At 72.9% G+C, this 17009-nt stretch carries 12 protein-coding genes; 1 reads left to right on the top strand and 11 read right to left on the bottom strand.

What is annotated here, in order from left to right:
• Nucleotides 1-12: 12 nt before the first annotated feature.
• Nucleotides 13-3039: a glycoside hydrolase family 38 C-terminal domain-containing protein gene (locus NR112_RS07170; protein WP_256793295.1), complete on the bottom strand. Its 3027-nt coding sequence runs from the start codon at nucleotides 3037-3039 to the stop codon at nucleotides 13-15.
• Nucleotides 3040-3137: 98 nt separating this feature from the next.
• Here NR112_RS07170 and NR112_RS07165 point away from each other — a divergent pair, with 98 nt between their 5' ends.
• Entirely contained in the window at nucleotides 3138-3692 is a 555-nt protein-coding gene (locus NR112_RS07165; RefSeq protein ID WP_256793294.1) for a hypothetical protein, read from the top strand.
• Nucleotides 3693-3718: 26 nt separating this feature from the next.
• Here NR112_RS07165 and NR112_RS07160 read toward each other — a convergent pair whose 3' ends face one another.
• The 10 genes from NR112_RS07160 to NR112_RS07115 form a co-directional block, all read right to left on the bottom strand.
• Nucleotides 3719-3892 (bottom strand): hypothetical protein, encoded by a 174-nt coding sequence (locus NR112_RS07160; protein ID WP_256793293.1) that lies wholly within the window; start codon nucleotides 3890-3892, stop codon nucleotides 3719-3721.
• 126 nt (nucleotides 3893-4018) lie between these two features.
• A complete protein-coding gene (gene cobA / locus NR112_RS07155; protein WP_256793291.1) occupies nucleotides 4019-5242 on the bottom strand; it encodes a uroporphyrinogen-III C-methyltransferase in 1224 nt (407 codons plus the stop codon).
• Nucleotides 5230-6606: a sulfate adenylyltransferase subunit 1 gene (locus NR112_RS07150; protein ID WP_256793290.1), complete on the bottom strand. Its 1377-nt coding sequence runs from the start codon at nucleotides 6604-6606 to the stop codon at nucleotides 5230-5232. Before NR112_RS07150 ends, cobA begins: the two co-directional genes overlap by 13 nt.
• Nucleotides 6607-6679: 73 nt before the next feature.
• Nucleotides 6680-7648 carry a sulfate adenylyltransferase subunit CysD gene (cysD, locus tag NR112_RS07145; RefSeq protein WP_256793289.1) on the bottom strand — a complete coding sequence of 323 codons (969 nt, stop codon included), beginning with the start codon at nucleotides 7646-7648 and terminating at the stop codon, nucleotides 6680-6682.
• Complete coding sequence (locus NR112_RS07140) at nucleotides 7645-8394, bottom strand: phosphoadenylyl-sulfate reductase (RefSeq protein WP_256793288.1); 750 nt, start codon at nucleotides 8392-8394, stop codon at nucleotides 7645-7647. Before NR112_RS07140 ends, cysD begins: the two co-directional genes overlap by 4 nt.
• On the bottom strand, nucleotides 8391-10115 hold the full coding sequence (locus NR112_RS07135) for a nitrite/sulfite reductase (protein ID WP_256793287.1): 1725 nt from the start codon (nucleotides 10113-10115) through the stop codon (nucleotides 8391-8393). The genes NR112_RS07140 and NR112_RS07135 overlap by 4 nt, the downstream gene beginning before the upstream one ends.
• Nucleotides 10116-10223: 108 nt before the next feature.
• Nucleotides 10224-11180: a lytic transglycosylase domain-containing protein gene (locus NR112_RS07130; RefSeq protein ID WP_256793286.1), complete on the bottom strand. Its 957-nt coding sequence runs from the start codon at nucleotides 11178-11180 to the stop codon at nucleotides 10224-10226.
• Nucleotides 11181-11327: 147 nt separating this feature from the next.
• A complete protein-coding gene (locus NR112_RS07125; protein WP_256793285.1) occupies nucleotides 11328-13238 on the bottom strand; it encodes a copper resistance CopC family protein in 1911 nt (636 codons plus the stop codon).
• Nucleotides 13238-13762 carry a hypothetical protein gene (locus NR112_RS07120; protein ID WP_256793284.1) on the bottom strand — a complete coding sequence of 175 codons (525 nt, stop codon included), beginning with the start codon at nucleotides 13760-13762 and terminating at the stop codon, nucleotides 13238-13240. Before NR112_RS07120 ends, NR112_RS07125 begins: the two co-directional genes overlap by 1 nt.
• Nucleotides 13763-13830: 68 nt before the next feature.
• Complete coding sequence (locus tag NR112_RS07115; RefSeq protein WP_256793283.1) at nucleotides 13831-16998, bottom strand: multicopper oxidase domain-containing protein; 3168 nt, start codon at nucleotides 16996-16998, stop codon at nucleotides 13831-13833.
• Between the last annotated feature and the right edge of the window lie 11 nt (nucleotides 16999-17009).

Raw genomic sequence — 17009 nt, 5'->3', positions numbered from 1 at the left:
CGGGCGCGCTCCTCAGGCCCGGACGACCCGCAGGGTCCGCACCTCGAAGGCGCCGAGCTCGACCGACACCGCGCCGTCCACGACCCTGACAGCCCCGTCGTCGAGCGGCTCCTCGAGGAGCGTCGCCGTCGTCACCCGGCCGACCGGGAGGTGGAGCCGCAGCGTGCCGCGGGCCCGTCCTCCGAGTGACTCGTAGACCCGGACGACGAGGTCGCCCGAGCGGTCGGCGGCCTCCTTGACGCTCGACACGACGATGCCCTCACCCGTCACGGTGACGAGCGGCGCGACACCGCGAGCGCCCGTCAGCCGGCGAGCGCGCGTCCCCATGAGCGCGCCCTCGCGCGTGGCGACCTCGGCGTCGGCGCCGATGACGAGCCCGTAGCGGTGCGTCTGCACGCCTTGGTCGGTCTCGGGGTCGGGGAAGCGCGGGGCCCGCAGCAGCGAGAGCCGCAGTGTCGTGACGACCGCGTCGCCGACGACGTCGCGGGTCACGTCGTGGCCGTAGACCGAGTCGTTGACGAGCGCGACCCCGAAGCCGCGTTCCTCGGCGAGCACGAAGCGGTGCATCGACGTCTCGAACTTCGCCACCTCCCAGCTCGTGTTCGAGTGCGTGACCCGGCGGTGGAAGCCGAACTGCGTCTCGGCGGCGACGTGCTCGGCGCGCACGTCGAGCGGGAAGGCGATCTTGAGGAACGTCTCGGTCTCGTGCCAGTCGGTCCACTGGTCGATCTCGAGCAGCCGCGCTCCCGGTGCGAGCGAGAGCTCCTGTCGCACGGTGGATTCGGGCGAGATCCGCCGCTCGACGACGACCCGCGCCACACCCTCCCCGTCGACCGACGCCGACAGCGTGCTCACCTCACGCAGGTCGGTGACCCGGTTGCGGTAGTAGCGGTCGACGTCCCACGCGTCCCACCGGTTCGGGACGTCCTGGTGCAGCTGGAGGAGGTTGCCCTCGTGGCCCGGCGCGATGGCGTCGCGTCCCGTCACGAGATCGACGGCCGAGGTGACGAGCCCCGCGGCCGAGACGGTCACCGCGACGACGCCGTTGTCGAGCACCCAACCTCCCTCGCGTCCGCTCAGCGACACGGCATACGCTGCCGGCCCGTGGGCCTCGAGCGGCGTGACGCCGCCGGCCGGCACCCCGGCGCGCTCGAAGGGCGCGGCGTTCGCCTCGAGCACGACGTCACCCTCACCGACGAGCGCCGCGAGTGAGCGCGCGACGATCGCCTCGGCCGCCTCGGTGACCCGGGCATACTGCTCGACCGCCTCGCGGTGCACCCACGCGATCGACGTGCCGGGGAGGATGTCGTGGAACTGCTGGAGCAGCACCTGCTGCCACAGGGCGTCGAGCTCGTCGTGGGGGTATGCCGTCCCCGTCCGCACGGCGGCCGTGGCCGCCCACAGCTCCGCCTCGACGAGCAGGTGCTCGGTGCGGCGGTTGCCCTGCTTCGTGCGGTGCTGCGACGTCAGCGTCGCCCGGTGCAGCTCGAGGTAGAGCTCCCCGACCCAGACCGGTGCCTGCGGCAGCTGCTCACGGGTGCGGTCGAAGAAGGCGTCCGGATGCTCCCAGCGCACCCTCGGGCTGCCCTCGAGATCGGCCAGGCGGCTCGCCCGGCCCGTCATCTCGCGGGTCGTGCCGCCGCCGCCGTCGCCCCACCCGACGGGCGCGATCGAGCCGGTGGCGACGCGGCTCTCGCGGAACTGGCGCGAGGCGAGGGCGACCTCGGCGCCGGACAGCTGCGCGTTGTAGGTGTCCATCGGCGGGAAGTGGCTGAGGACGCGGGAGCCGTCGATGCCCTCCCAGAGGAAGGTGTGGTGCGGGAACGTGTTGACCTGGTTCCACGAGATCTTCTGGGTGAAGAACCACTCGAAGCCGGCTCGGCGCATCAGCTGGGGCAGGGCGGGCGAGTAGCCGAAGCTGTCGGGCAGCCAGACGCCGCGGCAGCGGACCCCGAGCTCGGTCTCGAAGAAGCGCTGCCCGTGGAGGAACTGGCGCACGAGCGACTCGCCCGACGGCATGACGGTGTCGCTCTCGACCCACATGCCGCCGAGCGGGACGAAGCGACCCGCGTCGACGGCTGCCTTGACCCGCTCCCAGACCTCGGGCCGGTGCTCCTTGATCCACGCGTACTGCTGCGCGCTCGACATGCCGTAGACGAAGTCGTCGGTCTCGTCGATGAGCGTCGTCATCGACGCGGTGGTGCGGGCGACCTTGCGGATCGTCTCGCGCACGGGCCAGAGCCAGGCGCTGTCGATGTGGGCGTGGCCGACGGCGGAGATCTCGTGGGCGCTCGCCTCGGCGGGGCGGCCCAGCACGTCGACGAGGGCTGAGCGCGCGTCGGCCGCCGTCGCGGCGACGTGCTGGAGGTCGAGGCGGTCCATGGCGTCGTCGAGCGCCTGGAGCACCTGCATCCGTCGCGGTCCGGGCGGCAGCTCGGCCTGCAGCTCGAGGAGCACCTGGACGTCGAGTGCGAGCTCGAAGACGTCACGCTCGAAGACCGCGAGGTCGAGGCGGCCGGTCGTGTAGAGGCGCGTCGACGAGCTCGTGACGAGGTCGCCCTCCCGAGTCGGCACGAAGGGGTTGCCCGCGACGAGGATCGGGTTCGAGGCGGCCTCGACGTAGAGCTCGACGGGCTGGCCGGCCTCGGCCTGGTCGGCGACGAGGACCCACTGGTTGCCCGGGTTGAGCGACTTCACCGGCGTGCCGTCGGCGCGGTAGACGAGTCCCTCGCACTGGAAGCCCGTCATGTCGCGGTCGAAGCCGAGGTCGGCGACGACCTCGACGCGTCGTCCGGCCCAGTGCTCCGGCACCTCGCCGGTGAGCCGGAACCACGTCGTGCCCCAGGCGGCGCCCCAGGGGGTCCCGACGGCATACGGCGTGTAGTCGAGGGCGAGGCCCTCGGCCGGCGACACCGGCTCGCCCGGCAGCTCGTGCCACTGGGCCGTGAGCGGCACGGACTCGGCGTGGACGGCCGGGAGGATGCGCTCCGTGAGGACGCGGGTCACGCGACCCACGGTCAGGGCGATGTCGTCGTGCATGGCTGCCTCTCGGGGGTGCGGGTCCAGGGGTGTCGGTCCGTCGACGCGACCCCGACGGATCGCCGCACGAGTGGCGATCCCAGGCATATCGTGACCGCGTGACGAACATCGGACGCCTCATGCTCGCGCAGGTCAGGTCGATCGGCTCGCGCAACACCTGCCTGTCGCCGGGCGATGTGCCCGGCGGCCCGTGGGTCGCGCGTGGCGGACGGACCTACCGCACCGGAGCGAGCGGCAGCACGAGCGAGGCCATCACCCGGGCGCGCGCGATCCGCTCGGTCACGAGCGTGCGCGGCTACCAGGAGGTCGGTCGGGCCGACCTCTTCATCCAGGTCATCCCCTTCGCGTCACCGGCGGACGCCCGTGCGGCCCAGACCGAGCTGCGCGCCCTCCCGCGGACGATGCCGCAGAGCAAGGGTCTCTCCGACGTCGGGCAGCTGCGGGCGGTCGAGGCGCCGGAGGTGGCCGGCACGACGCACGTGGAGGCGGCCGAGCAGGCGTTCGTCCTCGACGGCGAGCACTCACGCACCCTCACGGTGTGGTGCGTCGTCGGCAGCACGGTCGTCGTGGCGGCGCTCGGTGGGCGGGCCGAGGCGGTGCGGTGGCCGCAGCTCGCGGCGATCGTCGAGGCCCAGGCGGCCGCACTCGGCTGAGCGGGTCGCGCCTGCGGATCCGATCGTCAGCCGCGACCGAGGAGGCGACTGAGGAAGCCGGAACCAGACGCCTTCTCGGACTCCGCGTGACCCGGGCAGCGCTCGCCCGCGGGTACGGTGCGCATGACCTGGTCGACGTGCTGGCCGCAGCCGGCCCACGTCGTCTTGCCGCAGGTCTTGCAGGTGGCCGCTCGGCACATGGTCGCTCTCCTTGGTCGATGGATACCCATGGGGGTATGCGTTCCCGACCACGATAGCCCGCAGACGGGGCGCGCGCCAAACACGGATGGCCCGACCCCAGCGGGATCGGGCGGTGACGTGCACAGTCAGCGCCGGCGCCAGTCGGGTCCGAGGCGGACGACGTCGCCCACCACGACGACCGCGGGGGCCCGCACGCCTCGCTCGCGCGCGAGCTCGGCGATGGTGCCGACCGTGCCGACGGTCGTGCGCTGGTCGGGGGCGAAGCCGCGCTCGACGACCGCGATGGGACAGTCGGCCGACCGGCCGTGCAGGGCGAGCAGCTCGGTCGTGCGGGCGAGCTGGGTGACGCCCATGAGCAGGACGAGCGTGTGGTCGCCACCCGTCGGGAGCACCGGGATGTCCGCGTGGCCCGTGACGACGGTGAAGCCGCGGGCGACGCCGCGGTGGGTCACGGGTATGCCGGCCGACGCGGGCACGCTCACCGCGCTCGTCACGCCGGGCACCACCTCGACGCGTATGCCGTGTGCCTCGCAGGCGTCACGCTCTTCCCCTCCGCGTCCGAGGACGTAGGGGTCACCACCCTTGAGGCGCACGACACCGAGGCCCCGCTGGGCCTCCTCGACGAGGATGTCGTTGATGCGCGACTGCGGCACCGGGTGGTGGCCGGGCGTCTTGCCGACGTCGATGACGCGCACGGAGGCAGGCAGCCGGTCGACGACGGCGCGAGGCGCCAGGCGGTCGACGACGACGACATCGGCCGAGGCGAGCAGCTCGTTGCCACGGGTCGTGAGCAGGCCGTCGACCCCGGGCCCGCCGCCGACGAGCGCCACCCAGCCGCGACGGCCGTGCGTGCGGGTCCTGCGCAGGTCGAGCGTGCCGGAGACGAGCGCCCGCTCGACCCCGTCGCGGACCGTCACGGCGAGACCGGGGTCGCCGGCGGCATACGCAGCCACCGTGACCCGACCGTCCGGGGTGGTCACGTCGGCGCGGGCCGCGACGCTCGCGGTCGTCCCACGGGCATCCGTGGCGTCGACGCACCAGACGCGGAGGGCCTCGGCGTCGGCGGCGACCTCGCGGTCGACGGACGGCTCGCCCGTCGCCGTGTGGGCGAACCACGCACCGTCGAGGTCGGCGGCTCCGGCATAGTCACGCTCCAGCCACTCGACGCGGCCGGCCACCGCCAGGTCGCGCAGGTCCTCGCACAGCCAGGGGGCCACGACCCGCACGACCGCCCCCTCGTCGAGGAAGGCCCGGACCCGGCGCGCGGACACCGGGCCGCCACCGACGGCGACGACGAGACGTCCGCTCAGGTCGAGGACGACCGGCAGCGCCGGCTTCAGATCTCCCATTCCTCGTCACCCTCGGGCTGCGTCGGGGCGTCGGCGGCCGTGGGCAGCGTCGCGCCCACCATGCCGGCGGCGACGGTGCGTCCGTCGTGCGCGTCGATGAGCAGGAACGACCCGCCGCGGCGCGAGGTCGAGTAGTTCTCGACGGGGACCGGCGCCGCCAGTCGGAGCGTCACGAGGCCGATGTCGTTGAGCGACAACGCCTCCGAGGGGACCGTGTGGAGGTCGTCGAGGTCCAGCGCGCCGTCGAGCGAGCGCACCGCGGTCTGCACCGTGCGCGAGCCGTGCTTGAGCAGCAGGCGCTGGGCCGGGCGCAGCGGCGCGTCGCCGAGCCAGCAGACGACGGCCTTGATGTCCTGCGTCGGCTCCGGCGCGTCGGCGGCGGCCGCGATGACGTCGCCGCGCGAGATGTCGATCTCGTCGGTGAGCCGGAGCGTCACCGACTGCGGCGCGAAGGCCTCCTGGAGCTCGCGGTCACCGAGGTCGATGCCGGCGACGGTCGTGCGGCGGCCCGACGGCAGGGCCACCACCTCGTCACCGACGCGCACCACGCCCGAGGCCACCTGGCCGGCATACCCCCGGTAGTCACGGTGCGCCTCGTCGCGGGCCGCGCCCTGGGGCCGGATGACGAGCTGGACCGGCAGACGGAAGGACTCGTTCGCCGGGTCGTCCGACGGCGGGAGCGCCTCGAGCAGCTCGAGGAGGCTCGGGCCGCCGTACCAGGGCGTGCGCGGGGAGCGCTCGGCGACGTTGTCGCCGTCGAGGGCGCTGACCGGGATGGCGATGGCGTCGACGACTCCGAGCTCGCGGGCCACCGCCTGCACCTCGGACTCGACGCGGTCGTAGACCTCCTGCGAGAAGTCGACGAGGTCGATCTTGTTGACGGCGACGACGACGTGCGGCACCCGGAGCAGCGCGGTCACGGCGAGGTGGCGGCGGGTCTGCTCGAGGACGCCCTTGCGCGCGTCGACGAGGAGCACGACGACGTCGGCCGTCGAGCTGCCGGTGACGGTGTTCCGCGTGTACTGGACGTGCCCGGGGCAGTCGGCGAGGACGAACGAGCGGTGGGCCGTCGCGAAGTAGCGGTAGGCGACGTCGATGGTGATGCCCTGCTCGCGCTCGGCGCGGAGGCCGTCGGTGAGCAGCGCGAGGTCGGCGGCGGTGAGGCCACGGTCGCGGCTCACCCGCTCGACGGCGGCGAGCTGGTCGGACAGGACCGACTTCGTGTCGTGCAGGAGCCGGCCGACGAGGGTCGACTTGCCGTCGTCGACCGAGCCGGCGGTGGCGAGGCGCAGCAGCGTGCCCCGGGCGGCACCGGCGACGGCGACCGGGTCGAGGACGGGCGCGGTCTGCGTGGAGGCACTCATCTCAGGGTGTCCTTGTCGTGGGGCCCCCGCGAAGTATCGGAGCGAGGGACGAGCGGAGAACTTCGTGGGGGGTTCAGAAGTACCCCTCCTTCTTGCGGTCCTCCATGGCGGCCTCGGAGATCCGGTCGTCGGCGCGCGTGGCGCCGCGCTCGGTCAGGGTCGAGGCGGCCACCTCGACGACGATCTCGGCGTTCGTGCGGGCCGGGGACTCGACAGCCCCCGTGCACGACATGTCGCCGACGGTGCGGTAGCGCACGAGGCGGGTCGAGGTGGGCTCGTCGTCACGCGGACGGCTCACCGGCCCGACCGCGAGCCACATGCCGTCGCGCTGGAAGACCTCGCGCTCGTGGGCGTAGTAGAGCGGTGCGAGCGGGATGTCCTCGCGGTCGATGTAGCGCCAGATGTCGACCTCGGTCCAGTTGCTGATCGGGAAGACGCGCACGTGCTCGCCCGGCCGGTGCCTGGGGTTGAAGAGGTTCCACAGCTCGGGCCGCTGGTTCTTCGGGTCCCACTGCCCGAACTCGTCGCGGAGGCTGACGATCCGCTCCTTGGCGCGCGCCTTCTCCTCGTCGCGACGGCCGCCACCGAAGACGCCGTCGAAACGGTGGTCGTTGATGGCGTCGAGCAGCGGGAGCGTCTGGAGCGGGTTGCGGGTGCCGTCGGCGCGCTCGCGCAGCCGGCCGTCGTCGATGTAGTCCTGCACGCTCGCCACGACGAGCCGCAGGCCGAGCCGCTCGACCGTCTCGTCGCGGTAGGCGAGCACCTCGGGGAAGTTGTGGCCCGTGTCGACGTGCAGCACCGGGAAGGGGATCGGCGCCGGCCAGAAGGCCTTCGTCGCGAGGTGGAGCATGACGACGGAGTCCTTGCCGCCGCTGAAGAGCAGGGCGGGACGCTCGAGCTCCCCGGCCATCTCGCGGATGACGAGGATCGCCTCGGCCTCGAGGGCGTCCAGGTGGGTGAGGCGCCGGTCGTCGGGGTCGCCGACCGGGGACGCCGTGAAGGTCGGAGCCGCAGTCGTGAACACAGGGCTGGTCGTCGTCATGTGTGGAGTCCGCACTCGGTCTTGGCGAAGCCGGCCCAGCGACCGGCACGAGGGTCCTCGCCGGGCTCGACCCGGCGGGTGCACGGCTCGCAGCCGATCGACGGGTAGCCGTCGGACAGAAGGGAGTTGACCTCGACCTGGTGCTCGGCGGCATACGCCAGCAGCTCGTCGAAGGTCCACGCGGCCAGCGGGTTGATCTTGACGAGGCCGTTCTTGGCGTCCCAGCTGACGAGCGGCGTGTCGGCGCGGGTCGGGCCCTCCTCGCGTCGGACGCCGGTGACCCACGCCTCGTACAGCGGCAGGGTGCGAGCCAGCGGCTCGACCTTGCGCATCTGGCAGCACCGTGCCGGGTCGCGCTCGTAGAGGCGGGCGCCGTACTTCTCGTCCTGCTCGGCGACCGTCAGCTCGGGCATGACGTTCACGAGGGTGATCGGCAGGTCCTCCGCGACGATGTCGCGCGTCACGAGAGTGTCGGAGAAGTGGTAGCCGGTCTCGAGGAACAGCACGTCGACCCCGGGAGCGAACCGCGAGACGACATGCGGCAGAACGGCATCCGCCATCGAGCAGGCTACGGCGAGGCTGCCGTCGAAGTGGAAGGCCGCCCAGGCGGCGACCTCGTCGGCGGTCGGCTCACGCGTGGGGTCGGCCGCCAGGGTGGCGTTGAAGTCGTCGACGATCGCCGTGAGCTCGGCGTCGCTGCGCCGTCTGCGCGGAACCCTGGGGGCCGCGAGGTGGACTGCAGTCACTGGAGGGCTCCTTCGTCTGCTCGGTGGCTCCATTCGGCGAAGGTCTCGCCGTCGACCCGCTCGGCGACGTAGGTGCGCACGACGCGCTCCACGTAGTCGGGCAGCGCCGAGGCCGGGACCTTGAGGCCGCGGACGGTTCGGCCCAGGCCGGCCTCGTCCCGGTCGTACGATGCGAGACCGCCACCGAGGTGGACCTGGTAGCCGGGCTGCTGCACTCCGTCGACGGTGATGATCTGGCCCTTGAGGCCGATGTCGGCCGTCTGGATCCGCGCGCACGAGTTGGGGCAGCCGTTGACGTTCAGCAGGATCGGCGCGTCGAGCGAACCGTCGTCGACGAGGTCGGCGAGTCGGGTCTCGAGCTCGGCGATGGCGTCGGTCGCGGTCTGCTTCGTCTCGACGATGGCCAGCTTGCAGTACTCGATCCCGGTGCACGCCATCGTCGTGCGGCGGAACGGGCTCGGTTTGGCCGTCAGGCCGAGACCTTCGAGGTCGGCCACGAAGTCGTCCACGCGGTCGGCCGGCACGTCGAGGACGACGAGCTTCTGGTGAGCGGTGAGGCGTACGGCGCTGGCGCCGTAGGACTCGACGAGGTCACCGAGACGGGTCAGCAGGGTGCCGCTGATGCGGCCCACCGTCGGCGCCGCACCGACGTAGTAGCGGCCGTCCTTCTGGAGGTGCACGCCGACGTGGTCACCGGGGCCCGTCGCCGGAGCGGGCGGCGGTCCGTCGGGGAGCGGGTGGCCGAGGTACTCGGTCTCGAGCACCTCCCGGAACTTCACCGGCCCCCACTCGGCGAGCAGGAACTTCAGGCGGGCCTTGTTGCGCAGGCGGCGGTAGCCGTAGTCGCGGAAGATCGAGATGACGCCGTGCCAGACGTCGACGGCCACGTCCTCGGAGACGAAGACGCCGATGCGCTCCGCGAGACGGGGCGAGGTCGACAGGCCGCCGCCGACCCAGAGGTCGTAGCCCGGCCCGAGCTCGGGATGGACGACGCCGACGAGCGAGATGTCGTTGATCTCGTGGACGACGTCGAGGCTGGGGTGACCGGTGATGGCGGTCTTGAACTTGCGCGGGAGGTTGGAGAGGTCGAGGTCTCCGAGGTACTTCTCGGTGATCCGTGCGATGAGGGGCGTCGGGTCGATGATCTCGTCGGCCGCCACCCCGGCGACGGGGCTGCCGAGGAAGCCACGAGGGGTGTCACCACAGGCCTCGGTGGTCTGCAGGCCCACGGTCTCGAGCCGGCGCCAGATCTCGGGCACGTCCTCGATACCCACCCAGTGGTACTGCAGGTTCTGCCGGTCGGTGATGTCGGCGGTGTCGCGGGCGAAGTCGGTGGAGATGCCCCCGAGGACCCGGAGCCGTTCCGGCGTCAGGGCCTGCCCGTCACTGCGGACGCGCATCATGAAGTAGCGGTCGCTCAGCTCGTCGTCACTCAGCTGCGCCGTGCGCCCGCCGTCGATGCCGGGGCGGCGCTGCGTGTAGAGGCCCCACCAGCGGAAACGACCCGACAGGTCCTGGGTCGGGATGGAGTCGAAGCCCTCGCGCGAGTAGATCTGCTCGATGCGCTCACGGACGTTGAGGCCGTTGTCCTCCTGCTTCCACGTCTCGTTGCCGTTGAGCGGGGCGGGCCCGTCGACCTTCCACTGCCCGTTGGAGCGGTCGGCCCGCGGCGGACGGGGGCCCGGTCGGGCTGCGCCGGTCGTGGCGTCGGTGACGGTCATGTAATCGAATGTATAACCAGCGATTATCCCGGCACACCGGGGTCCAGAGTGCGGCCCTTTCCCACCGAACCAGTGGGAATAGCGTCGGGGAGCCCGCCGTCTCCGGGGTCAGGGGCCGGCGAGCTGGCCGGAGTCGACCGCCTGGACGATGCCGAGCACCGCCCCGAGATAGGCCTGCGAGTGGTTGTAGGACAGCACCGCCGCGGTGAGGTCGGCGGGGCGCGAGAGGTCGCGGCCACCGGCGCAGAGGTAGTTCGCGGCGGCGAGCGCCGCGTCCTCGATGTTCTGCGGGTCCTTGACGCCGTCGCCGTTGCCGTCGGCGCCCCAGATGCGCCACGTGCCCGGGATGAACTGCATCGGGCCGACGGCGCGGTCCCAGACCGGGTCGCCGTCGTAGCGGCCCCCGTCGGAGTCGCGGATCGCCGAGAAGGAGCCCCCCGAGAGCGCCGGTCCCCGGACCGGCGGCACGGCGTCGTGCGACGCGTCGAGCGTCCGGCCGCGGAGCGAGGACGACTCCACCTCGCCGATGGCGGCGAGCAGCATGACGGGGATGTGACAGGCGCGCTGCCGCTGCGCAGCGGAGGCGTATGCCGCCCAGATGATCTCGTCCTTGCTGCGCGCAGCGGGCCGCGCGGTGCCCTGGGGCGGCACGGTGACGACGACGGGGATCTTGATGACCGCCTTGGGTCGCCACGGCGTGGGGTTGGCGCTCGACCCGCCGCCCGGCTCGAGCGTCGCCGCGGCGACCTCGGGCGCCTGCTGCGCAAGGGTCGAGGCCGCGACGCGGATCTCGTCGAAGACGGGCAGCACGAGATCGCCTGCGACAGAGCCGAACCCGGTGTCGAAGGGGGGCGGCTCCGGTGGCGTCGAGCCATCCGGGCCAGGAGTGGCCGCAGCACCTCCCGGGACCAGCGGTGAGAGCAAGGGTGCGGGCGTCGGTGTCGGCACGGCCGGAGCGGTGTCGGCCGTGGCCCGCCCTGCTGACCCGAGCAGGGCCGTCGCCACGGCGACGGAGGCAGCCACGGCTCGTGCCGCCGTCAGTCGTCTCCTGCTCGCCCCTGACATGTCCGTATCCTTCCTCGGGCACATGGCCGCCCACTCACCAGTACAGCGCGAAATCCTCGACCGCGGCGACGAACGCCGACTCCCACAGGACCACGGGCCATCCTGCCCTCCGGCCCGACTCGTCGCGACGGGAGGGCCCCACGGCCGTCACCGGCCCGCAGCGGATCGCGGAGCGACGGCCCCGTCCCGAGCCGCGTCGGCGCTGCCGGCCTCGGTGGGCGCCTCGGGCGCGGCGGCCCCGTGCTCGGCTGCCACACGCGTACGACGCGGTGCCGGAGCCGGCTCACGACGGCGCCTCCAGAGCAGCCAGGCCGCCCCGATCACGGCGGCCACCGCGAGCGCGGCGGACGCCAGGGCCAGCAGCCCCGAGACGGGCGCCCGCGACACGACGGGGGCCGGGTCGGAGGAGCTCGGCCCGACGACCCAGTGCACGGTGCTGCGTACGTCGTCGAGACCACGCCGGTGCACGACGACGTCGACGTCGACCGGTCCACCGGCCGGCAGCTCGAGAGCCGCCGACCAACGCGACGGCGTCACGGCGGTGGCTGCCACCGGAGCCTCCGCCGCCGCGGGACGTGCCTCGACACCACCGGACGAACCGCCTCGGACCGTGAGGGAGACACCCGTGACCGGCCCGGGGGACGGGCGGCGCGTGTCGAGCACGTCGATGAGGGCCACGCTGGCACCCGGACGGTTCGGCCGCAGCGCGAGGGTCTGCTGGAGGTCGGCGACCGGCCGGTCGTCGATGACGCTCGGCGCCTGCTCGCTGACGAGGCGGGGCGAGACGGCGGGCTGCCCCGTGGCGAGGAGGCCACCGAGGGCGGCGACGAGGAGCAGGCCCACGGCCTCCACCGCGACGAAGCGTCGTCGCGCCTGCCCCTCCTGCAACCCCCGAGGGTGCAGGGCGCGGGTCGTCGCGAGGGCGAGGAGGCCGACGAGGCCGGCCAGGACGACCTTGGCCAGCAGGACGCGACCGTAGGTGGTGAGCAGCACGGCGTCGACCGAGACGACGACGTCGCTCGCGAGGTAGACGCCGGTGACGGCGACGACGACGACCGAGACCGTCGCGGGAGTGCGGAAGCCCCGCAGGACCGAGCGGACGTCCGCGCGGTCGAGCCCCAACCGCGCGGCACGCGCGCCGAGCAGCGCGAGGGCGGCCACCGAGCCGGCCCACAGGAGGGCGGCGACGAGGTGCGCCGTCGAGGCGACGACCCACGTCGGGCCGCCGCGCACCCCGAAGTGACCGATGCTCACGGTGAGCAGCCCCGCGCCGACGAGGGCGGTCGTGGCCGCGGCATCTCGGCTCATCCTTCCCGGCGCCGGCCGACCCGGTCGGAGGGCGAGCGCCGCTCCGAGCAGGGCCGCCTCGCGCAGCCCCCAGCGCAGCACGTATCCCGGGGTGAAGGCTCCCGCACCGAAGCGGACGAGGTCGACGAGCGCCACGGCCAGGGCAGCCGTTGCGCCGACGACGAGGAGACGGAACGCCTGACGGCGGAGCCAGGCCCGCGGCATACCGCTCCTCGCCCCCGGCACTCGACGGAGCAGGCGTCCCACGACGACGGCGCCGAGCCCGGCCCCGATCCCCGCGAGGACGGCCCACCGGCCGACCAGCTCGAAGAGGTCCGGGTTCGTCTCGCTCGGACCGGCCGCCTCGACCTCGCTCTGCACGCCGAAGGCGAAGATGCCCGCGGACTCGTGGAGGTCGTCGCTCGACAGGGTCCGCCAGGACACGTGGTAGGCGCCGACGCCGAGCGCCGGGAGAGCGGCCACGACGGTCGCCGGGGCCTCCTGGTCCTCGTCGCTCTCGACGAGCGTCATCGCCGTCGGCGCCAGGCGGTGACCGTCCGGCTCGGTGACGGTGATCTCGGTCGAGGCGAGGACGACGTGCTCGGTGAAGCGCAGCTCGATGGTGCGTGGGGCGGTCGCGAGGGTGGCCCCGTCGGCCGGGTTGCTCGACGCGAGGTACGCGTGGGCCGAGGCCGGGCCCGCGCCGAGGCCGACGAGCAGGGCGGTGCCGAGCGCCACCGCGAGGGTGAGCAGGGCCCGACGGAGGCCCATCACAGCACCGGGACGTGCTCGAGGCGGAGGCCGCCGTACTCGATCGTCGCGTCCTCACCGGCGCGGAGCGCTCCACCCGTGTTCTGGTAGACGAAGTAGTACGTCGCGCCCGCGCGGTTGATGTGCCCCTGTCGCATGACCGAGACGCGGTTCGTCGAGCCGTCACGGGCCTCGCTGCGCAGCACCGGTGGGTGCTTGACGTCGGCCTGGAAGCGGCTCGCCTTGTCGACGTCGAGGACGACGTAGCTGACGGTGACGAGGCCACCGTCGCCGACGACCGCGACCCGCGAGATGCGGACGCCGAGGGCCGTCTCCATCGCGGTCGAGTGCGGGACCGGTCGCGCCGGGTCGTCGCCGCCTCGCAGCGCCCGGGCCCCGAGGAGACCGAGGACCGCGACGACGAGGACGGCGACGACGGCGAGCGCAGCCCTGGCCCGGCCCTCCCGCCCCGTCCGGGTGGATGGGGCGGAGGGGCCGGAGGGACCGGCCGGCTGGACCGGCGGAACTGCTGTGGTGGTGCTCATTCGGACTGCCCTCCGATGCTGCCGGCCGGGGTCACGGGCAGGTGACCCCGGCACGAGGTGGGACCGGATCAGGGGATGCTGTTCCGGGTGGAGACGAAGCTGTCGAACCAGGCCGTGCCCGCCGTGGTCGACGTGGTGCCCGCCGTGATGCCAAGGCGTGCGGACTGGATCTGCATCGCGGCGCCGGTGTTGTTGCCGGTGCGCAGATCCCGCGAGACGCCGTCGACGAGCAGTCGGAGCGACCCGTTCGCGCCCTGGGCCCAGTCGACCCGGACCGTGTGCGCACCTGCCGGGAGGTTGTAGGCCGCCCCCGTGGAGTTACCGAGGAGGTTGCGGTTCATCACGATGCGCAGCTGCCCGGCCGTGGCGCCTGTGCCTTGGCGGTGGAACTGCACCGCGAACGCCTGACCAGCCGTCGTCCGCCCCTCGAAGACGGTCACCCAGGTCGTGGCGATCGTCCCTGTGGAGAGGGTGTTCGGGTGGAACGAGAACTGGGCGTGATAGGTCGTCTCGGCCGACGGCGTGTCGTCGGTGACGAACGCCGGGGTCCCAGAGCCGGTTGCGACCATGCCGTAGTTGCCGGTGCCGGACGGTATGCCGGCCACCAGGCTCGTCGAGACCGCACCGTTGCGTGCCGACCACGTCGACAGCGAGTTGCCGTTGAACGTGTCGCTGAAGATCGCGTTGGGTCGGGTCACCTGGACCGTGACCGCGGACGCGTTGCTCCAGGTGCCCGCCGCGTCCTGGACACGGAGGTTGAACTGGACGGTTCCGGGCTGGATGCCGGTCAGCGGGATCGCCGCCGTGACACCGGTTCCCGAGTCGGTCACCTGGACCCGCGTGGCCTTGCCGGCGCCGGGATCGGTCGTGCCGGTCCAGAACTCGGCGCCCTGGAAGCGCGGGCCGACGTATGCCGGGTCCGGGGTCTCCGTCACCGGTGCAGCCAGCGTGACCGTGGCTGCCCCGTTCGTCGGGTTCGGGCTGGCGGTCATCGTCCCGAGGACGGGAGCCGTCTTGTCGACGAAGAGGCGCACGAGGGCGTTGCTCGCCGTGAGGCTGCCCCAGTTGCCGGCAGCGTCCTTGCCGTGGACGTAGACCTGGTGCACACCGGCCGTCATCGCCTTGACCTGCGTCAGCGGGAGGAGGCCGTAGACCTGCTCCGTCGGCGAGTCGAAGGCGCCGTCGACGGCGATGAGGCTGAGGCCCTTGCCGAAGGTCGGGGCCGTGCTCGTCGGGTCGATGAAGGCCTCGCCGGCGAGGACGTTGCTCTGCAGGCCGTTGCCGGCGTCGCGGTCCTGCAGCTCGGCAGAGATCACGAGGTAGCCGGGGTAGGACTTCGAGCCCACGACGCCGTTGGTCGGGTTGGGTCCGACGGTCGCAGCGTTGACGGCCGGTGCGGTGAGGTCGACGGTGAGGTCGACGGGCACGGCCGGGCCCCAGATGTTCTGGGAGTTGCGGCTGTGCACCCACACCTGCGACGTTCCCTCGCCGAGGCCGGCGACGTCCGCCGCGGGGATGGTCCCGGTCTCTGCGACCTTGGTCGCCGACCGGTTGAGGCTCATCGTGTGGCCCGTGCCGTCGGCGCCGGCGGCTGCGCCGAGGAAGTACTCGGCTCCGGTGATCGTGCCCCCGGCCGCGGTGTCGTCCCCGGTCGCGTTGACCGTGACGGCTCCCTTGCCACTCGCGGGCGACGGGCTCACCGAGAGCGCGACGGTCTGCGGGCCGGACTTGGCGACGTTGAGGATCACTGACCCGACGACGCCCCAGTTGCCGGCGGCGTCGAGACCGCGCACGAACACCGTGTGCTTCGTCGACGTCAGGCAGTGCAGGTCGACGGGAGGCACGGGCGCAGCGCAGTCCGCCGCGGTCGCCACGGCCGGGATCGTGCCAGTGACGGTGGTGGTCTCGACCCCCCAGGTCCCGGTCATCGGGACGCCGCTGCCGACGCCGACGGTGACCGCGTCGTCGACGACGAACTCGGCCTGGCTGACCGTGCCGTGGCCCGTGGCCGCGTCGCTCACGGTCGCGGTGACCGTGACGGGACCCGTGGCGTCGGACGGGTTCGGGTCTGCCGTGATGCCGGTCGAGACGGGGCCCACGCCGTCGCTCGAGGGCGGAGGGGCGTTGGTGTCCAGGAAGGTCATCATCCCGCCGAAGGCCACCGACAGCGGGTCGGCCGTGCTCTGGCCGGCGTTGTCGAGGCGCGCCGAGGACTCGTAGACCGCGATCTTCGACTCCGGTCCGGTGGGCACGGTGACGAGCGCGTCGACGCTGACGCCGGGGTCGACCGGCACGACGACGGAGGGCTCCGGGAACGCGAGGCCGTGACCGTCGTGGGACAGGACGACCTGGTCGGCGCCGAGCGTGCTCATCGAGTGCAGCTCCGAGCCGACGTTGACGTAGCGCAGCAGCACGGTGTGGCCCTGGTCGGTCGGGACGGGGTCGCTCGACGGGAAGGGCTTGCCGTTGATGAGCCGGTAGGCCGGGTGGAACTCGCGCATGTCGAAGGTCGCCGGGTGTGCGTTGAGGGCCGGGTCGATCTCGCTGAGCACGAGCACCGCCTCGTCGTCGTAGGTCTGGCCGTAGGCCGTGCCGTCGCCCAGGACGACGAGCGCGCCGGCGAGCCCCATCGCCACCTGACGGGCTCCGCCCGAGGTGTGACCGGCCTCGTAGAGGAACGTGCCGGGGCGCCCGGCCGTGAAGACGTAGCGCGCGGTCGCTCCCGGCGCGATGCCGGTCGTCGCGGCCGCCGTGGGCAGACCCTCGGTGATGGATGCAGCGGCCTGCCCGGGCAGGGCGAGCGAGGTCGGCTCGTCGAGCCCGTTGTGCAGCGTCAGGACGACCCGGTCACCTTGCCGGGCGATGATGGCGGGGCCGGGCGCGGTGGCTGCCCCGCCCGACGTCGTCGAGTAGCCCCAGATCGGGATCGGTTGTCCGAGAATCTGGTTCGTCCCCGTCTTGGCCCAGAGGTCGCACGCGACGATCTCCGGGTCGGGGGCAGCTGCCGGTGTGACGGTGCAGCCGGGCGTGTTCGGGGTCAGCGTGCCGACCGGTGCCGCCGGTGCAACCGCGGGTGCGGCGGCAGGGGCGACGGCTGGTGCGACAGCGGAACCCGACGGCGCCACGGAGGTCGACGAGACGGCATACGCAGTCGTGGTGGCGAAGGGCACGGTCGCGAGCGCGGCGGCGACGGCGGAGACGCCGAGGCGGTGCCGGAGGCTGGGTCGAGAGGTCATCGTGGTCGTCC

The sequence above is a fragment of the Terrabacter sp. Ter38 genome (assembly GCF_024519435.1).
Lineage (GTDB): Bacteria > Actinomycetota > Actinomycetes > Actinomycetales > Dermatophilaceae > Terrabacter.
Note: the sequence above shows the minus strand (reverse complement) of the source record. Positions and strands in the feature narration are given on the sequence as shown.